The organism is Aliikangiella maris (assembly GCF_040719265.1).
GTDB lineage: Bacteria > Pseudomonadota > Gammaproteobacteria > Enterobacterales > Kangiellaceae > Aliikangiella > Aliikangiella maris.
The window spans coordinates 95,464-116,912 of the sequence record NZ_JBFDAH010000013.1; the positions used below are offsets into that span (position 1 = coordinate 95,464).

Annotated in this window: 18 protein-coding genes and 1 pseudogene; 8 read left to right on the plus strand and 11 right to left on the minus strand. The window is 39.9% G+C overall.

Going from position 1 to position 21,449, the window contains the following annotated elements:
* Nucleotides 1-80: 80 nt before the first annotated feature.
* Nucleotides 81-653, plus strand: coding sequence for a D-glycero-beta-D-manno-heptose 1,7-bisphosphate 7-phosphatase (gene gmhB / locus ABVT42_RS13255; RefSeq protein ID WP_353896300.1), 573 nt, complete (start codon nucleotides 81-83; stop codon nucleotides 651-653).
* Nucleotides 654-769: 116 nt separating this feature from the next.
* Here the strand turns inward: gmhB and ABVT42_RS13260 are convergent, their stop codons facing one another.
* Together ABVT42_RS13260 and ABVT42_RS13265 are read right to left on the minus strand one after the other, a co-directional pair.
* Nucleotides 770-1,078 carry a c-type cytochrome gene (locus ABVT42_RS13260; RefSeq protein ID WP_353896301.1) on the minus strand — a complete coding sequence of 103 codons (309 nt, stop codon included), beginning with the start codon at nucleotides 1,076-1,078 and terminating at the stop codon, nucleotides 770-772.
* Between the two features lie 127 nt (nucleotides 1,079-1,205).
* The gene (locus ABVT42_RS13265; RefSeq protein WP_353896302.1) at nucleotides 1,206-1,829 is read right to left on the minus strand and encodes a LysE family translocator; all 624 of its coding nucleotides are present in this window, start codon (nucleotides 1,827-1,829) and stop codon (nucleotides 1,206-1,208) included.
* A gap of 326 nt (nucleotides 1,830-2,155) precedes the next feature.
* Here ABVT42_RS13265 and ABVT42_RS13270 point away from each other — a divergent pair, with 326 nt between their 5' ends.
* On the plus strand, nucleotides 2,156-3,760 hold the full coding sequence (locus tag ABVT42_RS13270) for an FG-GAP repeat domain-containing protein (RefSeq protein WP_353896303.1): 1,605 nt from the start codon (nucleotides 2,156-2,158) through the stop codon (nucleotides 3,758-3,760).
* A gap of 61 nt (nucleotides 3,761-3,821) precedes the next feature.
* Here the strand turns inward: ABVT42_RS13270 and ABVT42_RS13275 are convergent, their stop codons facing one another.
* The gene (locus ABVT42_RS13275) at nucleotides 3,822-5,033 is read right to left on the minus strand and encodes a cation:proton antiporter (RefSeq protein ID WP_353896304.1); all 1,212 of its coding nucleotides are present in this window, start codon (nucleotides 5,031-5,033) and stop codon (nucleotides 3,822-3,824) included.
* A 309-nt stretch (nucleotides 5,034-5,342) separates the two neighbouring features.
* Complete coding sequence (locus ABVT42_RS13280) at nucleotides 5,343-6,062, minus strand: metallophosphoesterase (protein ID WP_353896305.1); 720 nt, start codon at nucleotides 6,060-6,062, stop codon at nucleotides 5,343-5,345.
* 860 nt (nucleotides 6,063-6,922) lie between these two features.
* On the opposite strand from ABVT42_RS13280, the pseudogene ABVT42_RS13285 reads away from it, so the two are divergent.
* The 5 genes and pseudogenes from ABVT42_RS13285 to ABVT42_RS13305 all read left to right on the plus strand — a co-directional run bounded on the left by ABVT42_RS13285 (nucleotide 6,923) and on the right by ABVT42_RS13305 (nucleotide 9,316).
* Nucleotides 6,923-7,470: pseudogene (locus ABVT42_RS13285) on the plus strand (heme NO-binding domain-containing protein).
* Nucleotide 7,471: 1 nt separating this feature from the next.
* On the plus strand, nucleotides 7,472-8,242 hold the full coding sequence (locus ABVT42_RS13290; protein WP_353896306.1) for a histidine kinase dimerization/phospho-acceptor domain-containing protein: 771 nt from the start codon (nucleotides 7,472-7,474) through the stop codon (nucleotides 8,240-8,242).
* A complete protein-coding gene (locus tag ABVT42_RS13295; RefSeq protein WP_353896307.1) occupies nucleotides 8,203-8,370 on the plus strand; it encodes a hypothetical protein in 168 nt (55 codons plus the stop codon). The genes ABVT42_RS13290 and ABVT42_RS13295 overlap by 40 nt, the downstream gene beginning before the upstream one ends.
* A complete protein-coding gene (locus tag ABVT42_RS13300; RefSeq protein WP_353896308.1) occupies nucleotides 8,371-9,045 on the plus strand; it encodes a response regulator in 675 nt (224 codons plus the stop codon).
* The gene (locus tag ABVT42_RS13305; RefSeq protein WP_353896309.1) at nucleotides 8,990-9,316 is read left to right on the plus strand and encodes an HD-GYP domain-containing protein; all 327 of its coding nucleotides are present in this window, start codon (nucleotides 8,990-8,992) and stop codon (nucleotides 9,314-9,316) included. Before ABVT42_RS13300 ends, ABVT42_RS13305 begins: the two co-directional genes overlap by 56 nt.
* A 161-nt stretch (nucleotides 9,317-9,477) precedes the next feature.
* On the opposite strand, the gene ABVT42_RS13310 is transcribed toward ABVT42_RS13305, so the two are convergent.
* On the minus strand, nucleotides 9,478-9,783 hold the full coding sequence (locus ABVT42_RS13310) for a carboxymuconolactone decarboxylase family protein (protein WP_353896310.1): 306 nt from the start codon (nucleotides 9,781-9,783) through the stop codon (nucleotides 9,478-9,480).
* Between the two features lie 688 nt (nucleotides 9,784-10,471).
* Here ABVT42_RS13310 and ABVT42_RS13315 point away from each other — a divergent pair.
* Nucleotides 10,472-10,693, plus strand: a complete 222-nt coding sequence (locus ABVT42_RS13315) for a hypothetical protein (protein ID WP_353896311.1) — start codon at nucleotides 10,472-10,474, stop codon at nucleotides 10,691-10,693.
* Nucleotides 10,694-10,768: 75 nt separating this feature from the next.
* On the opposite strand, the gene ABVT42_RS13320 is transcribed toward ABVT42_RS13315, so the two are convergent.
* The 6 genes from ABVT42_RS13320 to ABVT42_RS13345 all read right to left on the minus strand — a co-directional run bounded on the left by ABVT42_RS13320 (nucleotide 10,769) and on the right by ABVT42_RS13345 (nucleotide 21,134).
* Complete coding sequence (locus ABVT42_RS13320) at nucleotides 10,769-11,068, minus strand: hypothetical protein (RefSeq protein ID WP_353896312.1); 300 nt, start codon at nucleotides 11,066-11,068, stop codon at nucleotides 10,769-10,771.
* Nucleotides 11,069-11,104: 36 nt separating this feature from the next.
* Complete coding sequence (locus tag ABVT42_RS13325; protein ID WP_353896313.1) at nucleotides 11,105-11,398, minus strand: recombinase family protein; 294 nt, start codon at nucleotides 11,396-11,398, stop codon at nucleotides 11,105-11,107.
* A gap of 187 nt (nucleotides 11,399-11,585) precedes the next feature.
* Entirely contained in the window at nucleotides 11,586-15,845 is a 4,260-nt protein-coding gene (locus tag ABVT42_RS13330; RefSeq protein ID WP_353896314.1) for a hybrid sensor histidine kinase/response regulator transcription factor, read from the minus strand.
* Between the two features lie 81 nt (nucleotides 15,846-15,926).
* Nucleotides 15,927-20,177: a LamG-like jellyroll fold domain-containing protein gene (locus tag ABVT42_RS13335; protein ID WP_353896315.1), complete on the minus strand. Its 4,251-nt coding sequence runs from the start codon at nucleotides 20,175-20,177 to the stop codon at nucleotides 15,927-15,929.
* Nucleotides 20,178-20,582: 405 nt separating this feature from the next.
* The gene (locus ABVT42_RS13340; RefSeq protein WP_353896316.1) at nucleotides 20,583-20,879 is read right to left on the minus strand and encodes a type II toxin-antitoxin system RelE/ParE family toxin; all 297 of its coding nucleotides are present in this window, start codon (nucleotides 20,877-20,879) and stop codon (nucleotides 20,583-20,585) included.
* Nucleotides 20,880-21,134: a type II toxin-antitoxin system ParD family antitoxin gene (locus ABVT42_RS13345; protein ID WP_353896317.1), complete on the minus strand. Its 255-nt coding sequence runs from the start codon at nucleotides 21,132-21,134 to the stop codon at nucleotides 20,880-20,882.
* Nucleotides 21,135-21,449: the final 315 nt, after the last annotated feature.

Here is a 21,449-nt window from a genome sequence, read left to right on the forward strand (position 1 = left end):
CCTGATTAGTTCCGCATCGAAATGCATTCGATTATTTTAGTCCTGACTTTTTAATTTGTCATCATTTAGCAGTCGTACTTATGAACAAATCAACACAAACTTCAAAATTAATTATTCTCGATAGAGATGGCGTGATTAATCTGGACTCGGATGATTATATTAAATCGCCAGACGAGTGGGTTGCGATTGAGTCCAGCTTACGTGCAATTGGCAGATTAAATGACGCAGGTTTTCGAGTTGGCGTAGCAACTAATCAATCTGGTATTGCCAGAGGATATTTTGATCATGTCACACTTGCAATGATGCACAAAAAAATGTCGTTGGCATTATCACAGGTAGGTGCACATGTTGATGCTATTGAATACTGCCCCGATCATCCTGAGCAAGCGGGTCCCGATCGAAAACCCAATCCAGGCATGGCCCATAAATTACTGCAACAATTTAATGCTGATCCAAGTCAAACCTGGTTTGTAGGTGATTCACAATCAGATATTCAATGTGCCGTTAATGCCGGCTGCAAACCGGTACTGGTATTAACCGGAAAAGGACAACGTACACAGGCAAAAGGAAAACTTCCAAAAGACCTACCCATATTTGAAAATTTGTCAGCGTTTGTTGATGCGCTGTTAGATCAAAAGAATTCATTAAGTTAAGTTACTAAAATTTTTATTCCATTTTTTTAAATTTTTATCCAATCTAATAGCCACAAAAAAATAAAGCCCTTATAAAAAAGGGCTTTATTGAAAAACAGTTTAACAAATATTCCGTTTTATTTTTTACCTAAACTCTCATAATAAGCAGCTAGGTTTTTAATATCGTCATCCGATAATGCAGCCGCTTGTGCAGCCATAATGGGATCATTACGTTTCTTGTCTTTAAATGCAAAAAGTTGCTTTTCAGTATAAGCAGCTTTTTGGCCTTTTAAATTAGGGTAGTTTGGAATCATGCTAATTCCATCTTGGCCGTGACACGCAGCACATACTGCTGCTTTTTTCTTACCAGCTTCAATATCAGCCGCGCTAACCGGACCGCCAATAACGGCTGCAGCAGCTAAAATTAATGTTAATTTCAATTTCATGATTTTTCCTCGTCGCGCAAAGGCAATTCTAAATAAAAAGGGTTTTTAGAATAGTTGACTATTTTACTCAAACTTGAACAAATTGCACGGTTATAAATGAGTTATTCTTTAGATTTATTATAATTATTTAAACTAACAATACTACACCAGCAGCTGTCAACAAAATTAAAATACCCATACAAATATTAAGCAATTTAACATATGGACCTTTTGCCATAAATTGCATTAACACATTACCAACCATTGTCCATAAAAAACAGGTCATAATGCCAACAATTAAAAAGACACTAACGATAATAAGCGCACGCTCACTCGCTTGATTCGATACGGATACAAATGCACCAGCGCAAGAAATTGCCGCCAAAATCCCTTTAGGATTAGCCCATTGAAAAGCAAATGCTTCAATAAACAAAAAAGGTCGACTACGCATCTTTTTGCTCTCAGTGTTATTATCGTCAGTTGATGCCATTGCCGCTTTAAAATATTGAAGCGATAACCAAATCAACCAACACACCCCTAAGAGCTTAATTCCCCAAATAAGACCGGGTACCACAAATAATAACTGTGCAATACCAAAAACAGCCGCCGTTAGCATTGAAGAAAATCCTAAAACAACACCTAAAATGTGAGGTAAGGTTTTGCGTAAACCAAATAACATGCCAGATGACATTAGCATAATATTATTTGGTCCGGGAGTTACCGAAGCAATGGAAGCAAAGGTTATTAAACTGATGATTTGTTCACTAATCATATCAAAATTCTAATGCGGTTGAATCACCCCATTATTGATGTGAATATTTAACACTGTCAATATTTGTTTTTTTTATTGGCAAGTATTTATTCTTCATAAAACTGAATAAATTCAGTTAAAAATTAATTAGTTAACTCTGGTCACTCAAGCACCTTGTTGAAATATTCCTAATTCAATCTTTTATTGATTTGATGTCTCAAGATATGAGACTGCTACCCAGTATTATCTTTATCAGATAAGCAAGTCAGTGGCTTATCAATTTTTGTTAGTTTCATACCGACAAAAAAATGTTGTTGGCTTTCAATACTATTTCAAGAGGAACTCGAATGAAATATTCAAAGCGTCTCATCGCTATTGCTATCTTCAGTACGTTAACCCAGGCTCATGCCATTTCAGACAACCAATTAACCAGCGCGCAAGCAAACGGAAATTCAACACCAAACAATACATATACAACCGATATTTATGGTCGCCAAATAAGCGACACTAGTCGATTAGCCAGTGACTTTCAACAATCCAAACTCTTTACTAATCTCTCTGCTCAGTCATCACAGTTTTTTGTTGGTACGGCCTACAAACCTGGCAAAACATCAATAGGGGCTGTCGATTTTGGCGATATTGACGGCGATGGCGACATCGAGTTAATTGCAATCAGTGACTATTATTTTGATGCAGAAAATGATTATTCTGTATTTATTTTTCATCCAGATGAAACTGGTCTTGGTGAACCAGAAAAAGTTGCTTATGGTGCCCGCGCCAACCGCAATGGTCTTGAAGTGTCCGATCTCAATGGCGATGGTAAGGAGGAAATTATCGTTGGTCATAGCACGGGACTGACGATTATTAATCATATTTCTGCGAGCGAATATAGTAAACAATTGGTAACTTCAAGCGCCGCAGATACGCTCAGTACACTGGATATTGATCAAGATGGTAACCTCGATCTTATTGGTCTGCCTTGGCGTGCACCTGCCAATCAGTTTTATGGAAATGGCATGGGGCAAATTTCAGCAGTTAGCCAATTAGCAACTAACGCTAGTGGATATAATGATCAGGCAATTGGTGATTTAAATTCCGATGGATTCAATGATTTAGTTGTTATGTCGGGGCAATCTTATTCGACACCGAATTTTTCAGTTCATTTACATGATGGGATCAACCAATTGCTGGCACCACAAACTTACTTTGTCGGTAGCTCTGAAACTACACGGGGTTTAGATATTGGTGATATTAATGGTGATGGCCGCGATGATATTGTGCTCAGTCGAGGCCGTAACTCCCCAACACACTTATGGGTTTATACACAAAATGCCCAAGGTGAACTTGATGGACCCACTCAACTGCCAACTTATGATATTCCCGAAACATTAAAGATAGCCGATTTAAACAGCGACGGATATGAAGATATTGTCGTACTTCATGGTGGCTGGAATACACTCGGTGTTTATTTAAACAGTGCAGCCGGATATGGTACAGAAATTCGTATTTCTATTCCTTATGCCAGCCATTACGATCCTGAAGGACTGGCGCTGGGCGATTTGAACCAGGATGGTTGTCCGGAGATGTTGGCAATTGCCGACTATAACCACGGCGTTGTGCCAGTCACTCATAATTTATGTCCCGAAGTACCGGTAAGCAATATGACCCAAAATGATCAAGGCAGTTTGGATCCTAATGCATCAAAATTTTTCGATTTTTCCGCATCGGGTGGCACTATTTACGCATCGGTTAATTTTAATGGGGTGAAAAGCGATTTAGATTGGTACTTATACAACTCGGCGAATGACATCGTTGCTCAGTCTTTTAGCTTAGAAAATCCAGAAATATTAACCTTCAATACTCAAAACAAGGCTGACACCTTTCGGCTGGAACTGAGAAACTACACTAATAAAGCAACAAGTTATTCGTTAACTTATCGTTACCAGCAATAACGTTGAAATAAAAGTATCAGGCAATTTGCCTGATACTTTTGCCTTTTTGAAATTAAAAAAGTTAATAATGTTGCTGGTTTTTTTGATAACCCTGGTGATTCATTTTGGTTAATGATATACGCGTAAATACTGGCCCTATAATCTCAAAAATTACGGTCGAACTAATGGCGACAGATAAAAGAAGCTGACGATGTTCTGGAAAATAATTAGCCGCCACCAATGCCATACCAATAGCAACACCTGCCTGTGGTAATAAAGCCACCCCCATCCATTTTTTCACACTCTTATCAACCCCGCTATACCCCCCCCCCAATGTTCCACCTATAACTTTGCCAAAACTTCTTAACAACAAATACGCAAAACCAATAACGCCAATTTTAGCCAGCATTGATAAATCAAGCTCTGCACCGGCCAGCACAAAAAAGATCACCATAAAAGGCCATTCGATACCTTCAATTGCATGAAAAGGGTACTCATGGTGAGTGGCAAAGTTGGCAACCACTGCGCCCAACACCATCGCCGCAATCAAAAATGATACATCCAGCCACAAAGCAAGCCCACCACAAACAAAAACAATACCTAAGGCCTCAGTCAATATTGGCTGTCCCGGTTTTAATCTGCCAGTGAAGTATGCGGCAGGAAAGCCGATGCAAAGACCGAGCATAACTGCGCCGCCAATATCTTTTAAAACAACAATGAGTGCCGAGCTGTCAGTCACTCCGTGTGTAAGTGAGCTGACGACCGCTACCCCAATACCAAATAAAATCAATGCCCAGGCATCATCAAGCGCGACAATTGAAATCAGTAAATTTTTAAAACGTCCTTCATAACCCGACTCTTCGATAACATCAAGTATAGCCGCAGGATCGGTGGCAGCAGCAAGACAACCTAGCATGATCGCCAATGGAATCGGTATATTTAACAATAATAATCCAAGTGACACGACAATTGTCGTAAGCACAGCCGCACTCACAGAAATCCAAAAAGCCGACTGCAAAATACTCCCTAAAGACTCCTTGGTTAATTTACCACCGAGTAAAAAACCAATCATCAAAAGCGCCATATCAGTCACTAATTCAAATTTATCACTGATAATTGATGGCACAATATCCAAACCATCTTTGCCAATCATGACTCCAAAAATGAGTAAAAGTGTCACTCGAGGCAGAAAGGTCTGCCGACCGACAGTAGATATAATCAGCCCAGACAGCAAAATAAAGCCAATTGATAGCAAAAATAAAGCATCTGGTTCGAACACAGGTAATTGATTCATACGCGTTAAAATCGATTTGATGAGTTAAGCAGATTTTAGCTAATAAAATAGCATCATTTTGCTCAATCATATAAGGTTCGTTGAACCATAAAGATGATGATGATCAAAGAGATTGATTTGTATTAGATTTTTATTTTTATCGATTGCGGTTTAAACGTTATTATTTATTTTGCAATTTAGCGGTGAGATAATCAATCTTGTTAAATGGTTTAAATGATCCAATATAACTGACCAATAAATTCCTGGACGTTAAATTGATTGGGTGACATTAAGGCGGCTCGAATTGTACCTAAAAAAGTAAAATAAAAATCAACTAATTTGTTGCAAATATTCGAGCGGTTCAATCAAACCAATTCTGCCTGTTTTATATGGCCCTAAATCCATAAAAGTCCGATTAGCAATTTGTAAATACTCTGGCATGATAGTATGGCCGTGAAATACGTGGTCAATATTTTTTACCGATTTAACTAGCGAGAGATTTTCACCAAAATAATATGCTTGTTGTTTTAACCACAACATATCACTTACCATATGATCGGTTTCAGCATGATGGGACGGTAATGTTCTTAACTTCTGGCGAACGATATTCCAATCACAAATATCAGGCAGTTCAGCATGCACTAATCCTACCTTTTGGCCATTCGCTAATTCAAGTTCAATTGCAACGGGTAATTGATTAAATACACTGGCATATGTACCTAATTGCGATTGAGAAAAGTGTTTCGCCCAGTCACCTCCCCAATAGTACCACTGTGTACTTAATGATGATGACGGATCTTGGTAAACATTCATCAACATACGTTCATGATTGCCTTGTACAGAGTAAAACCAAGGTTTAGCCAGATAATCAAGTGCCAAGCGACTTTCTAGGCCGCGGTCAATCAAATCGCCCAGGCAAAATAAACGATCGGTTGCAACATCAAATCCTATCCCTTTAAGCTGACTTTCCAATAATGAAAAATGCCCGTGGATATCGGCACAAATAAAGTCGCGCCCATTGGTATTTTTTAAATAGCTTTTAAAAAGCATAACCTGTCTAAATTTATTTTCTCTGTATGAATGAATGACTCATGCGATGTCATGTAGTTAGCCATTCTATTTTTATACGCAACTATTTCAATCATAACACTAATTTTTATTAGCGTTTATTTTATATATTTAATATTAATACTCGTAACCAACATAAACAATTAATTTAAGAATAAATACCTTTAACACTAATCATTGCTGACTGTATCGTATCAACAAAATAATACTTTCTAAAATTCATTAACCTGCTCTTCATTTATCCGACTAGTTAGTATTAAAAGTATTGAACAAACACCGAAAATATTTTATGTGAATTTTACATTAACAATTTACTGGCGCTTTTTTAATAACTCAACTGAGTAAATATTTGAATCATTGCGAGTGGTTAACCATCAACATACAACATTAGCTATGGGCATAGTTATCCATGAGCATAGTTATCCATGAGCATAGTTATCCATGAGCATACTACGCCATAAAAATTACCCATAGAATAGGTCTTTCGACCCATTCAATTTAATCAATGATGATTAACCAAAATACTTTAATTCATTGGTAAAATAATATCAGTTATGCTTTTTTATATTCGCTTATTTAGAAACAACAATAGAGGCTATCGTCTATTTCACATCAAAAAACGCAATAAGTTAGTCTCTTTCAATTAGCTTTGCCAATTCCTCCAAGTTCTCACCCCGAAATATCAGGTGCAATAAACATGGCCATTATTCCCCACAGTACATAGCTTATCACTAGCAGCTTTCGCGATAATCGACATAAAATAATTCCCCCACAAAACCCAACGTTTTAGCAATTTTGAGCTAATATTGTACCAAAGCACAAAAGCATAAAATGAGGTAAAAATGAAGGGTATTGTTTTTGCGGAGTTTATTGAATTAGTCGAAGAAAAATTTTCTCTCGAATTGGCCGATCAAATTATCGAAGAGTCCAACTTGCCGTCAGGCGGCAGTTATACTTCGGTTTCGACTTATGATCACGGTGAAATGGTACAACTTGTTACTCGTTTAAGTGAGCATCACAAGTGCCCGTGCCGGTACTCTTACAGACTTTTGGCAAACACTTAACTTCCCGATTTAGCAAGCTTTATCCAGGTTTCTTCGCTGAAATTAACGACACTTTTGCATTTTTACAAACCATCGAAAACCATGTACATGTTGAAGTAAGAAAGCTCTATCCTGACGCGGAACTCCCCACTTTTGATGTTGAGCAGCCAGACGCCAACACATTGATAATGACCTATTCATCTTTTCGACCATTTGCTGACCTGGCAGCAGGTTTGATTGAGGGTGCTATCGAATATTATCAGAACAACATTAAACTGGTTCGCGAAGATTTGTCTGGCGGTAAGGGTAATAACGAAAGATTTATCTTAACTCGCGAAGCTATCTAAAATGACGGATACCGTCAGCAATAACCGTTGGCAACGAGAACGCGCAGCCCAGAAGGAAGCAGAAAAACTGCTCGAGGAAAAAAGTCGTGAGCTGTATGAAGCGAATGAAAAGCTTACTCGATTAGCTGAAAATCTCGAAGAACAAGTAAAAATTCGCACTCAGGAATTAGAGGAAGCCATCGATAAATCAGAAGAAGCAAACCAAGCCAAATCACAGTTTTTAGCCAATATGAGTCACGAGATACGCACCCCGATGAATGGCGTAACAGGCATGTTGGCTCTGTTATTACGTACTAATTTAGAAAAAGAACAGCACAAATACGCCTCATTGGCCCAATCCAGCGCACAATCTTTGCTCACATTAATTGATGATATTTTAGATTTTTCCAAAGTCGAAGCAGGTAAACTCGAACTAGAATTTATCGATTTTAATCTGCGAACCCTCATTGAAGAATGTGTAACCACATTAAGCCAACAATGCATTGGCATCCCGAAAGATAAACAGGCGGAACTATTTAAATCTTTCACTCAGGTAGATGCCTCAACCACAAGACTTTACGGTGGCACTGGCTTGGGACTTGCGATTACCCGCCGGTTATGTCAACTAATGGGGGGGATATCAGCGTCACCAGCGAAGAAGGACAAGGGAGTCAATTTAGCTTTCACCTTAAACTGCAAAGCAGTCATGCGACACCACAAATATTGCCAAGTATTGATATGTATGGCGTCAAAATGCTGGTGGTTGATGACAATGCAACCAATCGTGAGGTAATGCTGGCACAACTAACACAATGGGGCGCCGAAGTTGTACTGGCAGACAGTGGTGAAGCGGCTCTGCAATATCTGACAGCAGCCATTGAGCAAGACAATATCCCTAAAATTGCTTTTCTCGATATGTAAATGCCCAAAATGAGTGGTGTTGACTTAGCCAACCATTTACGTAAGAACCCTAAACTAGCGCAAGTTTCTTTAATTATGATGACCTCAATGGGCGCACGCGGCGATGGCCAAAAGCTCGCTGCGCTCGGGTTTAAGGCTTACTTTCCCAAACCTTTTTCCATGAGTGATTTATTTGATGCAATTTCGGTCGTATTGTCGGGCGGTCAAGTTCTGGAGCAAGCGAAACCGTTAGTTACCCAGCATTATTTAAAAAATTTACAAAAGTATACTCAGCAGCAAGTTTTTCGAAAAAAGTCAGCTAATGAAAAATTTCAAATTCTTCTGGTTGAAGATCATTATGTTAATCAAAAACTGGCTAAGTGGTCGATTGAAGAGTTAGGACATACATGCGAGATTGCTCCAAATGGTTATCAGGCCATCAAAACACTGCAACAAAAATCGGCTGACCGCTTTGATTTAATTTTAATGGATTGCCAAATGCCGGTGTTAGATGGCTACCAAACAACCCAAAAAATTCGTGAAGGAGAAGCGGGAGAACATTGGCGACATGCCATTATTATTGCAATGACCGCCAACGCACTGCAAGGCGATAAAGAAAAATGCCTTAGCAGCGGTATGAATGATTACATCAGTAAACCCATTATTCTTGATACTTTACAGCAAAAACTTTCATGAAAAATGGGATGGTTCGGGCTACCCTGATGGCTTGGCAGGTTTGGACATCCCTGAATCGGCACGTATTGTAGCTATTGCCGATGTATTTGATGCGCTAACCATGAAGCGCCCCTATAAAGAAGCCTGGCAAGTTACCGATGCACTTACCGAAATTCAAAGTGGCTCAAGATCTCATTTCGATCCAGCATTGGTGACACACTTTATGGGTATTGAGCAGGAAATTCTACAAATTAAGCAGGAATGGGATGCAAAGGAGAAGTCGGAAAAATAACAATGTTCTAGAGCTATTGAAAATATCAGATGACCAAATTCGCACGATATTAGCTAAAACCCAGCTAATATTTCTCACTGAAACTTGATCATCTCATCGTTTAATGAAAGTAACGCGAATAACCTTCCGTCATTAAGCTACCCTTCTCTCAAATCTAACGATTAAGGGACCAAATGGGTACCATGTGTTAAAGCCGCTCCAGCTCTTAGCGCGGTTGCAATAAACACTGTTTCAGCTAATTCTTCAGGTGTCACTCCCGCTTGCAAAGCCGCTTTTTTATGTACCTCAAGACAATAAGGGCACTGAGTAGTCAACGCGATAGCTAATGCCATTAACTCTTTATATTTTTTAGGGATTGCACCACCTTCAGCCATAGCGGCTTTATCTAGCGCCTCAAAACCTTTCATGGCTTCAGGTGCAAGTTCCTTAAGGTGGCCTAATTTATTCAAATTCGCCATATCATACATAATATTTCTCCAAATTATTTATTTAAAATCAATAACTAACAACAGTTATCTAATAGAACTTTCTAACTGCACTGCGCATTATGGTAGCCTTTCGCACGCTCCATCACGGCAGTACTGGATAGATAATGCTTGAATGAGTAGAATTTTACCTTAACCAACAACCTATTAGTAGATAGATAAAATAAATTGTTGTTATCATTTTTAAACAAACGGAAAATCGATATTGCTATCTCAATAGAAAATTACAGAATCAACCATGATTTTTTAAACATTACGAGCAAACCATCCTCTCCATGTGACATTTAGTTCACATCTGCAATAGTAATATTAACGAACGCTAATATTCTTTATAGATTTGAGATAAACACGAGTTCGGCAAACAACGTTTGAATCACACCGCCATGAATAACTGGTGGAATACCATTCAGTCCCGATCTCAACAGGTTGTGAGTGGAAAAAGTTTTACCGTGTGTCGGTATCGCTTCTGTAAATTTTTCGATTACACCTAGTCCAAACGATTATGTCATGGTTTGATTGTTTAACACCTTGTTTTTCTCAACTTGCTAAAAGCAAATCTAGCAACAGTTGTCTTTGGTATCACTCTCTAGGGAGAAAGCATGGTTGAAATTTCAGTCGTTATTCCTGCAAAAAACGAACAAGACAACTTTTTTGGCTGCCCATCAGTGTCTTGCTACCTTGGCTAATTCCGCAATGGAAAAAAGCCATTGCCAATTTCGATGGCCGAATAATCCTGCCGCTTGGTTGGATTGTATTAGTATTGATTTTTTTTAGTGCTAGTCCTGGAAAGCGTGGCGTTTATATTTTGCCAGCACTACCAATGCTAGCGCTTATTACTGCCCCATATTTACCTGCGCTACTCAATCATCGTTATATGGGGTTCTGTGCATAAACGCGATATTTTTCGCTTAAATCGCTGCATCCTACGTAGTTCAACGGCTTTGGAGCGTAGGTTGTTTTAAGGTTCCTACTCTTCTCGTTTTAATCTTTTCGAAACTTTTGCAATTTTGCCTCTTGAACAGCCTAGAAGATGGAGGATCATCGAGTAAGATTTACCGTCAACCAGTAACATCTCGATTTTTTTTGATAATTCAGTATCTTCTTTTCTTCCTTTGTATAATCCACTTGATAAGGCTTTAGCAATTCCATCTTTTTGTCTTCGCCTACGATCTTGATAATCTTTTCTAGCTACGGCTGCTAGCAGATCCAACATTAAATCATTTATTGCTGATAACATTCGGTTTGTGAATTCATCACTATGCTTCATGAGTTGATGACTTGTTGATAAATCAAGCGAAACGATTCAGAGCTCTTTGGTTTTGATTATTCCTTTCAGCTTGCTCCAGTCCTTATCATTGAGTCTTGAAATGCGATCAATCTGTTCGACCAGGATAATATCATCCGGCTGGGCAATTTCTAATAATCTGAACAACTCTGGACGATTTAGCGTTGCACCGCTTTCATTCTCTACAAAAAATGACGCGATAGTTAAATCTGATTGATTAGCGAATCTAATCAGCTGTTTTTTAGCTCTTAGTGCATCTTGCTCTTTAGTCGATGCACGTAAATAGCCATACACTCGATATTCGGAAGACAATAGCGTGAAACCAGTCTATTATAAGTGGTTCTATAATAGCGGTCTATTATAGGTGGTGTAAACATTTAAAATAGACCGGTTTAGACTGGTTCGATATAGGTATACCTTAAGTGGACTGTATAGCTCTTTCAACAGCAACCTTCTGTGTGGGAGTAGCGTCTACATACCGATTCGCGACAATAATGCATTATCTTGTGTCGCTGATATCGCTATCTATTGAAGAAGGTACTTGTCCAAATTGCTCCTTGAAACAACTTCCAAAGTAGGCAACTGAATTAAACCCACAATCAAAGCAGGTTTGAGTGACATTATGACCAGCTTTGAGCATTTCCATTGCGCGCATCAACCGGAATTCTCTTAACACTTGCCCCGGTGATTGGCTAAGCAGTTTCTCCGTGTAACGGGCTAAAGCGCGTTTTTCCATATTTAGCTGCGAAGCAATGGTTTCTATTTTAACTTTGCTGTCGGCGAAGTGGTCGTTAAGAGCAGTATCCAGCTCTTGCATGAATCGTAGTTCTTTGTTTTCAACTTTTTCGATTTTAAAATTACGTTGATAAAAGTGTTGCTTGATATATTCCTGCTGTGCGTTAAACGAGGCAACTAGATTAACTGATTTCATTAACAAAATTTCCGGGCTGAAAGGTTTACCGATATAGTCATCCGCCTTCATTTGATAACCGCGTTTCTGGCTTTGCAGATCGCTTTTAGCAGTGAGCAGGATAAATGGAATATGGCGCAACTCCCGGGTATTTTTAACTTTGGCGGCGAGTTCATATCCGTCCATCTCAGGCATCATAACATCGGAAATGATTAGTTGCGGTAGTTTGCCTTGCAGCTTTTCTAACGCTTCTTTGCCGTTGTCGGCGGTAATGACTTCAAATTCTTCCCGCAATAATGAGGCGGTGTAATCTTGTAATTCCGGTTCGTCTTCAACCAGTAATACTAACGCTTTTGATGTGGTATTTATTGTTATATACGGCAACGGAGAGCTTTCTTTAATGGATTCAGTGATGCTGGGTGATTCTATCGGTTGCAAAGGTAATATGACGATAAATGTGCAACCTTTGCTGCCGTCAGATTTTACATTGATCTTGCCTTGCATAGATTCAACTAGTTCTTTGGTTAGCGCCAGACCAATTCCTGAGCCTTGTTTGATATTACCTGGCATTTTGTAAAAGCGCCGGAATATTTTTTCCATTTTATCTTCGTCAATACCGCTGCCTTGATCGTTAACTTCTAACATTAGGGCGTCGTCCTTATAGCTTAGGCTAACCGACACTTGAGCACCATCTGGACTATGTTTTATGGCGTTAGTGATAAGGTTGGTTAATATGGTTTGCCACGCGTGTTGGATTAACTTGAAGGACAACGGGGTTTCAATATTGATAAGTTCTATTTTTGCCTGATTTTCATCAGCCAGAATTCGTAAGCCATCAACTACAGTGGTGGTAAGTTGTTTGATATCGACAATTTCTGTTTTGTGGTTATGAGCGTGTACTTCGGCTAGTGCCAGTAATTGTTCAACCAAATAAAGCAGCTTTTCGCCCTGATGTTTCACACCTTTAATTTGTTGGTTGATATTGTCGGGTAGCTTTTGTTTGAGCACATTGTCGATTGGGCCGAGGATCAGCGTTAAAGGTGTACGCAATTCATGGGATAAATTTTCGAAAAGCTTTTGTTTGTCATCGAGGACTTGGGCCAGTTCTTTGGTGCGGAGGCTGACGGTTTGTTCCAGTTCTAAATTGATGGCTTTTAGGCGTTTTTGTTTGGACCTTAGATAAAAAGCGATGAAGAAAAGTAAAAATAGTCCATAGCCGAAGTAGGCGTACTCGGTTTGCCACCAGGGAGGCTCTACATAGAGCGTGATCTGCAGCGGTGATTCTGACCAGATGCCATCACTATTGGCACCAAGAACCTCAATGACTTGTCGTCCGGGTTCTAACAAAGCGAAAGTCAGTTTTGGTTTATTACCAAGATCGATCCACTGAGTTTGTCCAAGTTTTCTATATTTGAATTGCTGTTTGGGTGTGGCAATCACGTCATCCAAATAAAAATTCAGTTCCAACAGGGTGTCGGAATGGTTCAAAATAAGACTAATATTCCCGGTTTGATCATTATTGAGCCGCTGGTCTTGAATATTTCGTAACCGTATCCCATTTAATGTGCCGAAGGAATAATGAATCTGAGGTGCGACCTTGTTAATTAAAACATCTTCAGGGTAAAAACGCACAAAACCGCCAAGCCCTCCAAAAAATAGCTCACCATCTTCCGCAACATAAGCCGACTCTGAGTCAAACTCAATTCCGCGTAATCCATCATGTTCATTAAAAGAGAATATTTCCAGATTACAGTCGGCGAGTGCCATATCGCAGGATTTAATTCTATTTAACCCTTTTGGTGTTCCAACCCAAACATCCCCAGTTTGATCGGTAATGGCCGACCAAACCGTATTACTCAGTAGTCCTTCCGTAATGGTTATTTTTTTTATCAAGTTTCTTGTTCGGTTAAACACCCAAATACCTTGACCAAAGCTGACGACAAACATCTGTCCGAATCTGTCCTCAGTGACAGAAAAAAAATAGGTGTTGTCGATATCATGTGAAGTCAATGTATCGAAATTTTCAGTGAAAGAGTCAAAAATCTGTAATCCAGCGCCATGGGTAGATATCCAAATATTGCCATGACTATCCTTAAATAATCCACGTGCTCTTGCTGAATTTGGCAACGCGTGTGCTTTTACTGTGAGAGTGGTCTTCTTATTGATTTTCATCAGGCTTCGTCCTGCGGCCAAGATATAATCTCCATCCTCCAGAACTTCGGTTATCGGCATTCGAAAATTAAAATATTGACTCTCATCGGTTGAAGTATTTGCAATCTTCTTCCATATTGGAGCTGCCGTTTGTTTGACTATTAATCCGTCAATATTACTGGCAAGCCAGAGTTGCCCTAAGTTATCGACAATCACTCTTCGAATGTCACGCAGAGGAAAAGGAACAGTCGATAGTTCAACCCAGTCGCTCATTTTGTTTTTCTGATAATACACGCCATTATCAGAACTGCAGACCCAAAGCCCGCCCTTATCATCTTTAAAAAATCCACGCACAGAATTTGCCGGTAATAAGGGAAAAGTCACATTAGCAGTTTCACTGCTCTGTCCGATATTCTTTTCCGCAACTGTATTGCGAGAGTCGAAAGAAGCCTTGCTACTTGACAGATACTTATGAAAAGGCCGATTGAAACGAATATTGAGAATTCCCCTACCAGACAAGGCGACCCAAAGACTGCCATCGCTATCAAAGTAATTTGCGCTAAACGCGTCTCGATCAGATGAATAGGGCAACCGAAATAGATCTATTTTTCCAGTGGTTGAATTATAGAACCCTAACTGATCAAAGGACCGAAAAATAAGTTTACCATCGTTACCCGCCTCAGTTAGCAGCAAGTCTTCATCGAAATATATAGATAGTTCAATAGGAGTTTTTTCAATCAACCACTGATCATCCTGCCTTGCTTTCAGCTGAAGAGTAGACAGACTTGATATGGAACCAGCTTCCAACATTAGCATTGTTCCGTCTTTTGCTGGACGAATATAAAATGGTATTTTACCGATTTTCAATTCAGATATTTTTTTTAGCTGTTGGTCAAAGACGATTACACGAGACACTCCGTCAGGCGAATCCATTGCATTGATCACCGCCCATAAATTACCTGCACCATCGACAGATTCAAATCGCAAGCGGTCATCAGCACTGACCTTGTTCAACAAATGACCTTGAGGATCAAAATGAAATAGGTGTTTGTTGGTGGAAATAAAAATCGACTGCTGATTAATCATTAGATTGATGATTGTTTTATCAGAGAAATATTGAGGTGCAAATTCGTAAAACTTCATTGATTGATAGTCAAAAAACCATACACCAGATTCTTTTCCAAATGTGAACCAACGACCGTTCGGCAATGTTCTAGAACTGAATTTACTTATACCTAAAAATTCAAATTTAGAGACATCAATTTCAGTAAATTTTTCAGAAACAGGGTTGAGCACTCCCAGTTGCTTTGCACCAAAGGCTATTAGCAATTTACCGTTGGGTAATTCTGTAATACCCCTTATCATAGGCATCGTAATATTTGACGTTGCTGCACTCTTTAAAGGCACCGGATTAAACGTATGACCATCCCATCGACAAAGCCCCTCTTCGGAACCTATCCATAAAATACCGCGACTGTCTCGTAAAAATGTTTTTACCGTGGTGGAACACAGACCATTTTCAAGTGTATAAAGCAGATAGGAATAATTGATTGGCTCTGCATTAGCGGAGGAAATCCAAAAAATTAAAACTAATGCAATTTGACGAATCATATGAACATTTCTAACAATGAATATCCCTTTATCGCAGACTAAATGCCCACATGATTTTATTGTATAGAAGGCGGCATAAGCCGCCATGTATTTTCAAATTACCGATTTTACAATAATGTCGACTTTAACTGTGAAATATCGATTGTAATAGTTCCCGTTAAAACGAGTCTAGTGCAACAAGAAATTGTCATATCTCTTCGTGCCGTATGTATGCAACCCTACTTTTCCTTGCCCATCAAGTAAAGTATCGACAAATTGATAAACAAATATATCGTCAAAATAAAGCGAATAAATATTTCCGGATTTCTCTAGTCGCGCTTTATGCCAGACATCAGGATCCCATGTCATTGTGATTGAGTCATTAACAATTGAACTCCAAGATCCATTTAAATATTGAATCGAAACCTTCAAGTTATCCTGGATACCGCCCCAATTATTAGAACCAGCACCTCCCAGTGACAAGCTCAACTTGCTACTAGGACTTTCCCGTATAGAAAAACTGGCCCAAGCTGCATAATAATCAGAAATTGACGAATCAACAACGCGTATGAAGTCGAAAGATGCACTCCAATCACCTTCTGGCTGGAACTCGTCTTTCAATATTAGGTCCGCTTGTGCACAAGTCGTACTTCCGCAACTTAAAGAATATACTCCGCGCAGCTCTCCACTGACTATAGACCAATTAGAATCGGCATACCCTGTCCATGCACCCAAAGTTCCACTAAAATCATCTTCAAATTGCGTTATAGATCCTGCAAGATCGCGTATTTCCGCTCCGGATAAGGCTCTGTCAAATAATTTCAGTTCATCAATATTACCGTACCAATATTGTGCTGTCGGGTTAAAACCAATAAGGGAGTATGCACCAGCTATGGTTCTAACTTCATCAGAATAGTCAACGCTAGATTCAAGTTGTCCATCAACGTATATTTTCACTTTGCTTCCATCGTAAACACCAGCTGTATGGTACCATTTTGAGGTATTTGTTAGTTTGGTCGAGGCATAAGCGGAAGCGCTCGTATCGACTCCTTGTGTGTCAATTCCATAGACTCGCAAGTAAGGTGCATTGTCTGCATTTCTCCAAATTCCAAATTGCACATTTCTATCGTTTCCACTCATAATCCGTTGCGAAATTAAAGTACCGTAAGCCGAATTTGTCCCAGGTTTTACCCATATAGAAATGGAAAATTCATTCGAACCATCGAAGTATGGTCCGGTTCCATCTACTCGAACATACTGACCGCTCAAATCCAAACTTTCGCTATTATGACCGCTTCCGTATAAAACAGTCCCAACTTCAGTCCCATGATTTCCGTTTCCACTAGCATCGTTAGCATTCCCGTCGAATGGAAAATAAGCGAACAAACCATTCTGCAAATCTGAGCTGCCATTAGAAACAATACTTTCACAAACTCTCCCTGTCTGATTCCCTGCGGCATCAACAACCACAGCCATAGGACTATATTCAGCAATTCCATCATCAGGATAAGTCAGCGTGGCAGAATTAACTGAAATCCAGTTTTCTGTTAAAAATGGCGTTTGGTCACTGGCACTTAAATACCAATTTATGTGACTGATGTCGTTGTCTTGATCTTTACCTTTAATAGCAATATATACATCCAGAGGATTGTTGACATCAAGTTGGCAATGAATATCGGTGATTTCCGGTGAAAATCCATTGGTCACCTCAATATTCAAACTAAAATCAGCAGTATTTCCGAGCCCATCATCTACTGTAAGGGACACGGTATAGTCACCTGCTGCTGCAAATGTATGTGATGGATTGGCGTCTGAGCTGGTTGAGCCGTCGCCGAAGTTCCAGTCGTAGGATGGCGTGGCGGAGTCATCGAAGGTTGAGGCTGTCGAGTCAAATGCAATTGCCAGACCTGCTTCTTTGGTAAAGCCAAATTTGGCTATTGGTAGAGCAATTGGTGGTGAGTCTGGTTGAGGAACTTGATCGGTTTGAGTGATAAATCCTGTTTCAGATATTTCCTTTGTCCAGTCAATATTATAACCCTCCACGTCATCAGCGATTATCAGAGAAGAGCCTAGGGGGACTAGTTCATTTGCGCTGTCTATAACCAAACTGATCCAACCATAAGGACTTGTTTTCTCAGCTATGGACTTAAACACCGACTTGATTTGGCTATTGATATAATCTTCAATTGCATTTCCTACTGCAAGTTTAGTAAATGGGATTATACAAGAATTAAACCCAGTTTCTGCGATTGATAAACCGTTCTCTGCCAAGAAATCACCGAGTTCTCCATCAACAAATTTAATCGTATCTACCAGATAGGTTCCACAATTTGCTGCTGTTTCAACCATTGCTTTTGACTTGGCCAACTTTTCTATTTTTGTCGCTATTTTCTTTGTTGCGCTTGCGTCAATTACAATATTTACAACAGCGTTGGTTAGATGAAAAATATGTAATCCTTTGTTAAGCCAAGCGCCATTCTGAGAACCATTATTGAGCCAGTTTTTAGAAAAACGAACATGTTCAACTTCTTGACTCAGTTCTTTTCCCCAATAGAGCTTCAGCTGAGCAGCCCCCAAATTTTTAGCCTTCTGAACTAGGGTGCTATTTCGAGGAATCAAATTCCAATAAATGACCTCTCCATTTGAGTCATACATTTCTACAACATAGTTAATCATGGTTGGGTTGCCTGTAGCTAACAAACTATTAGTTTCGGTAGCTGCCGCCAGATAAGGCGGATCACCAACACCCGAACCAAGCGGATTATATAAATACCAAGGCTCATCACTCCATGGACCCCACCAGTCATTAGTTGGACCGTTTGGTGTAACTGGGCCGAGATCGGGCTTTTTTGCTGTGGTAGCAAACTTCTTGATTTGGTGGTTTTTTGGTGCAGGTGGTGCGAGGCTTTCCAAATATTGATTAAGTACTTCACTCGAAATACTCTTGGTCAGTTTTACAACATAAGGATAGTTGATTACCGACTCCAGAAACAATGGATCGGCTTGATAGGCATTACTTATAGCAGCAGTTAACTCGGCAAATTTAGAGTGCTCAAGAATGCTGGATGCGACAAGGCCATAGTCTTCAACTTGCTCGGTGAGTCCTAGTGTCATATAGACCAAAGAGAAAGCTGTGCTTTGCGGTGAAACTTCTACGGCATTTGCCGTCATCATTTTAGCTATTCTGGAGGACTGCTTACTACTGAGAGATTTGGTAAATTTAGCAACTTGAGTTGCCGGTAAAGCGTAGGCCAGCAATGAAGTTTTACCGTCAGCGGTATCGGCGGCTAGCAGAGTTGGGATTGCACTATCAAGTATTTCGGATTGATCGGAAAACAGACTGGAAACCGTTAGCTCATTATCAGTTATTCCACCACGGTTTGCCGGGATGTTAAAAGTAGGTGTGGCCATGAGTTTTGAGGGCAGTTCGGGAGAGGAAAGCCCATCCGGAAATAACACACTAACTCGCTCATCAAACTCCGCCGATAGATTATTATGGATCGCGCTGATCAATGATTGGTTATTGGTATTGGTTTCAAAAAATCGGCTGTAGTCTATTGCAATAACAGCAAGATGCTCGGCATTGGTTGGCACAAAAGCTAATAGATCTTTGTAGTTCAGCTCACTATCACCATTAAGGTCATCACCTAGCAAGGAAGTGACCGCCCACTGCATATCATCGGCCAAGGTGTCTAATTGTCCAGCGCTAATCTTTGGTTCAACGGCTTTGTAAGCAAGTGTCGTTAGAAGATTTATTTTGGTTCCTGCCTTCAAATCAGCTTTGGTTGCCAAAGCGTAGATTGCACCAGTGTTAGGTGTTGCCATTGAATCGATAGTCCCGTCATCATCGGCATCAATATCTCGCCCCCCCTCAATTTTTACCACCAGCCAATCACTATCGTTGGCGCTATTCAGGTCCAGGCTAAACTTTCCGGCTTGGTTTAAATCATCAACGATATTATTGGTTGTAGTGGAAAAAATAGGGTTTTCCAGATCGGTCACCTGATATAAAGAAACTTGCGCTTCGATGATAGGGCCTAAAAGCGCCTGATGATTTGGGGTAGCCGTGATGGTGACTTCATCACTCGCGGTTGCGCCGTTGTCGTCAGTTGCAGTAAACCGAAAAACAAAGTCCGTATCGGTTGAAACGGCTAGTAAAGTCACGGTGGCGCTGTTAGTGGTGGCATTTGAAATTTCCAGCATAGCTCCGCTTACCTGACTCCAGCCAACTGAAGAGATTGAGCCGTCTGAGTCGGAAGCCGTGCCGGAAAGGCTGACCGTAGCTGTAGCATTCACCGTTTGATCCGCTCCCGCATCCGCAGTCGGTGGTTGGTTACTCACCGGCGGTGGTTCTTCACCACCTCCGCCTCCACCACAGGCAAACAATGAAACGATAAGGATGGAAGAAAACAGGCTGGTCAGCCTAGTTGAAAATCTCATAAGATTACTCCTTCAGTTTTATTGGTGTTGTTTGTTTTTCTGTTGGCCAGCGAGCTATCGCGTCCTGCTTATTCCATGTACCGACACCGATGTAGGCAAAGGCCAATCTATCGAGAGGAATTTATTTAAGGTCGAGTCTATTAGTAGAGTGGGATATCAGGTTATCAGAATTTTGATCTTTGATATCAATATCTTGACAAGCAGACGTAATATATTGATTTTATTGAAAATTCTGTTGATATAAAATTCAACAATACTATTATTCTGTTATCTGAAGTTATAAAGTATTTGCTTTTAGCGGATGATCGTTTTCACCCCACTAGCAGTCATACTTCAATACATGCTTGCTGGTTAAATAAATCTTGAAGTCGCCTGTCCACGATAAGTACACCTTAAATAGACTGGTCATTGCTCCAGCTGTTGTCCAACATCCATATTCTTATGAAGGACTCGAATTATATTAATTCCACTTTCAACTACCAAATAAACTACCATGTGATGCTCATGATGGTAAATTCTGACGGGAGGATCGAATTCAGTTCGCTCTCGGCATATTAAAGGCTGTTCAGCGAGAAGCCGCAGAGAACTTTCCAGTCCATCAAGATACTTATCCGCTTGAATTTCACCCCATTCATTAAATGTGTATAGCCACACATCGATTAAGTCTTGTTTAGCTAGAGCCAGCTTGTAGATATTCAACATTTAGGAGTCAGAATTCAATTGAGCCTGCGCTCGGGCAAGTCGCTTTATTTCATCCATATCCAGCTTACCGTCTAAACCACTTTCTAAGCCTTTTGTGATAGCTTGCTGCAAGGCTAACGTCTTATCACGCAGCTCCTGATCTCGACGAATAAGGTCTCGTACATAGTCGCTATTATTAGAGTAACGACCGCCTTGGATTTGTTGTTCTACCCAATCTCGCATTGGATCAGGGAGAGATATATTCATAGTTGCCATAATATTTACCTCTTATTGCTAGAATAATGATGGCAAACCTTGGCAATGATTGTCAAGATTATATAGTGTTGAAAATACCAATAGCATAATTATCGAGGTAGTATTTGCCCACCATAATTAGTCGCCCCTGAAAAAAGAAAACCCCATTGATTTTTTATCAGCCAATCATGCGCAGAAGCATTTTAAATGGTGAGTTCCGGCTATGCAATCTCATTTCGCGATCAAACATAACGACTAATGGCTTGGTAATCGCTAAGAAAATGAAGGCAAAAAAAGCATTTAACCACTTTTTCAAATTCCAGGCGGTTGCTGCCA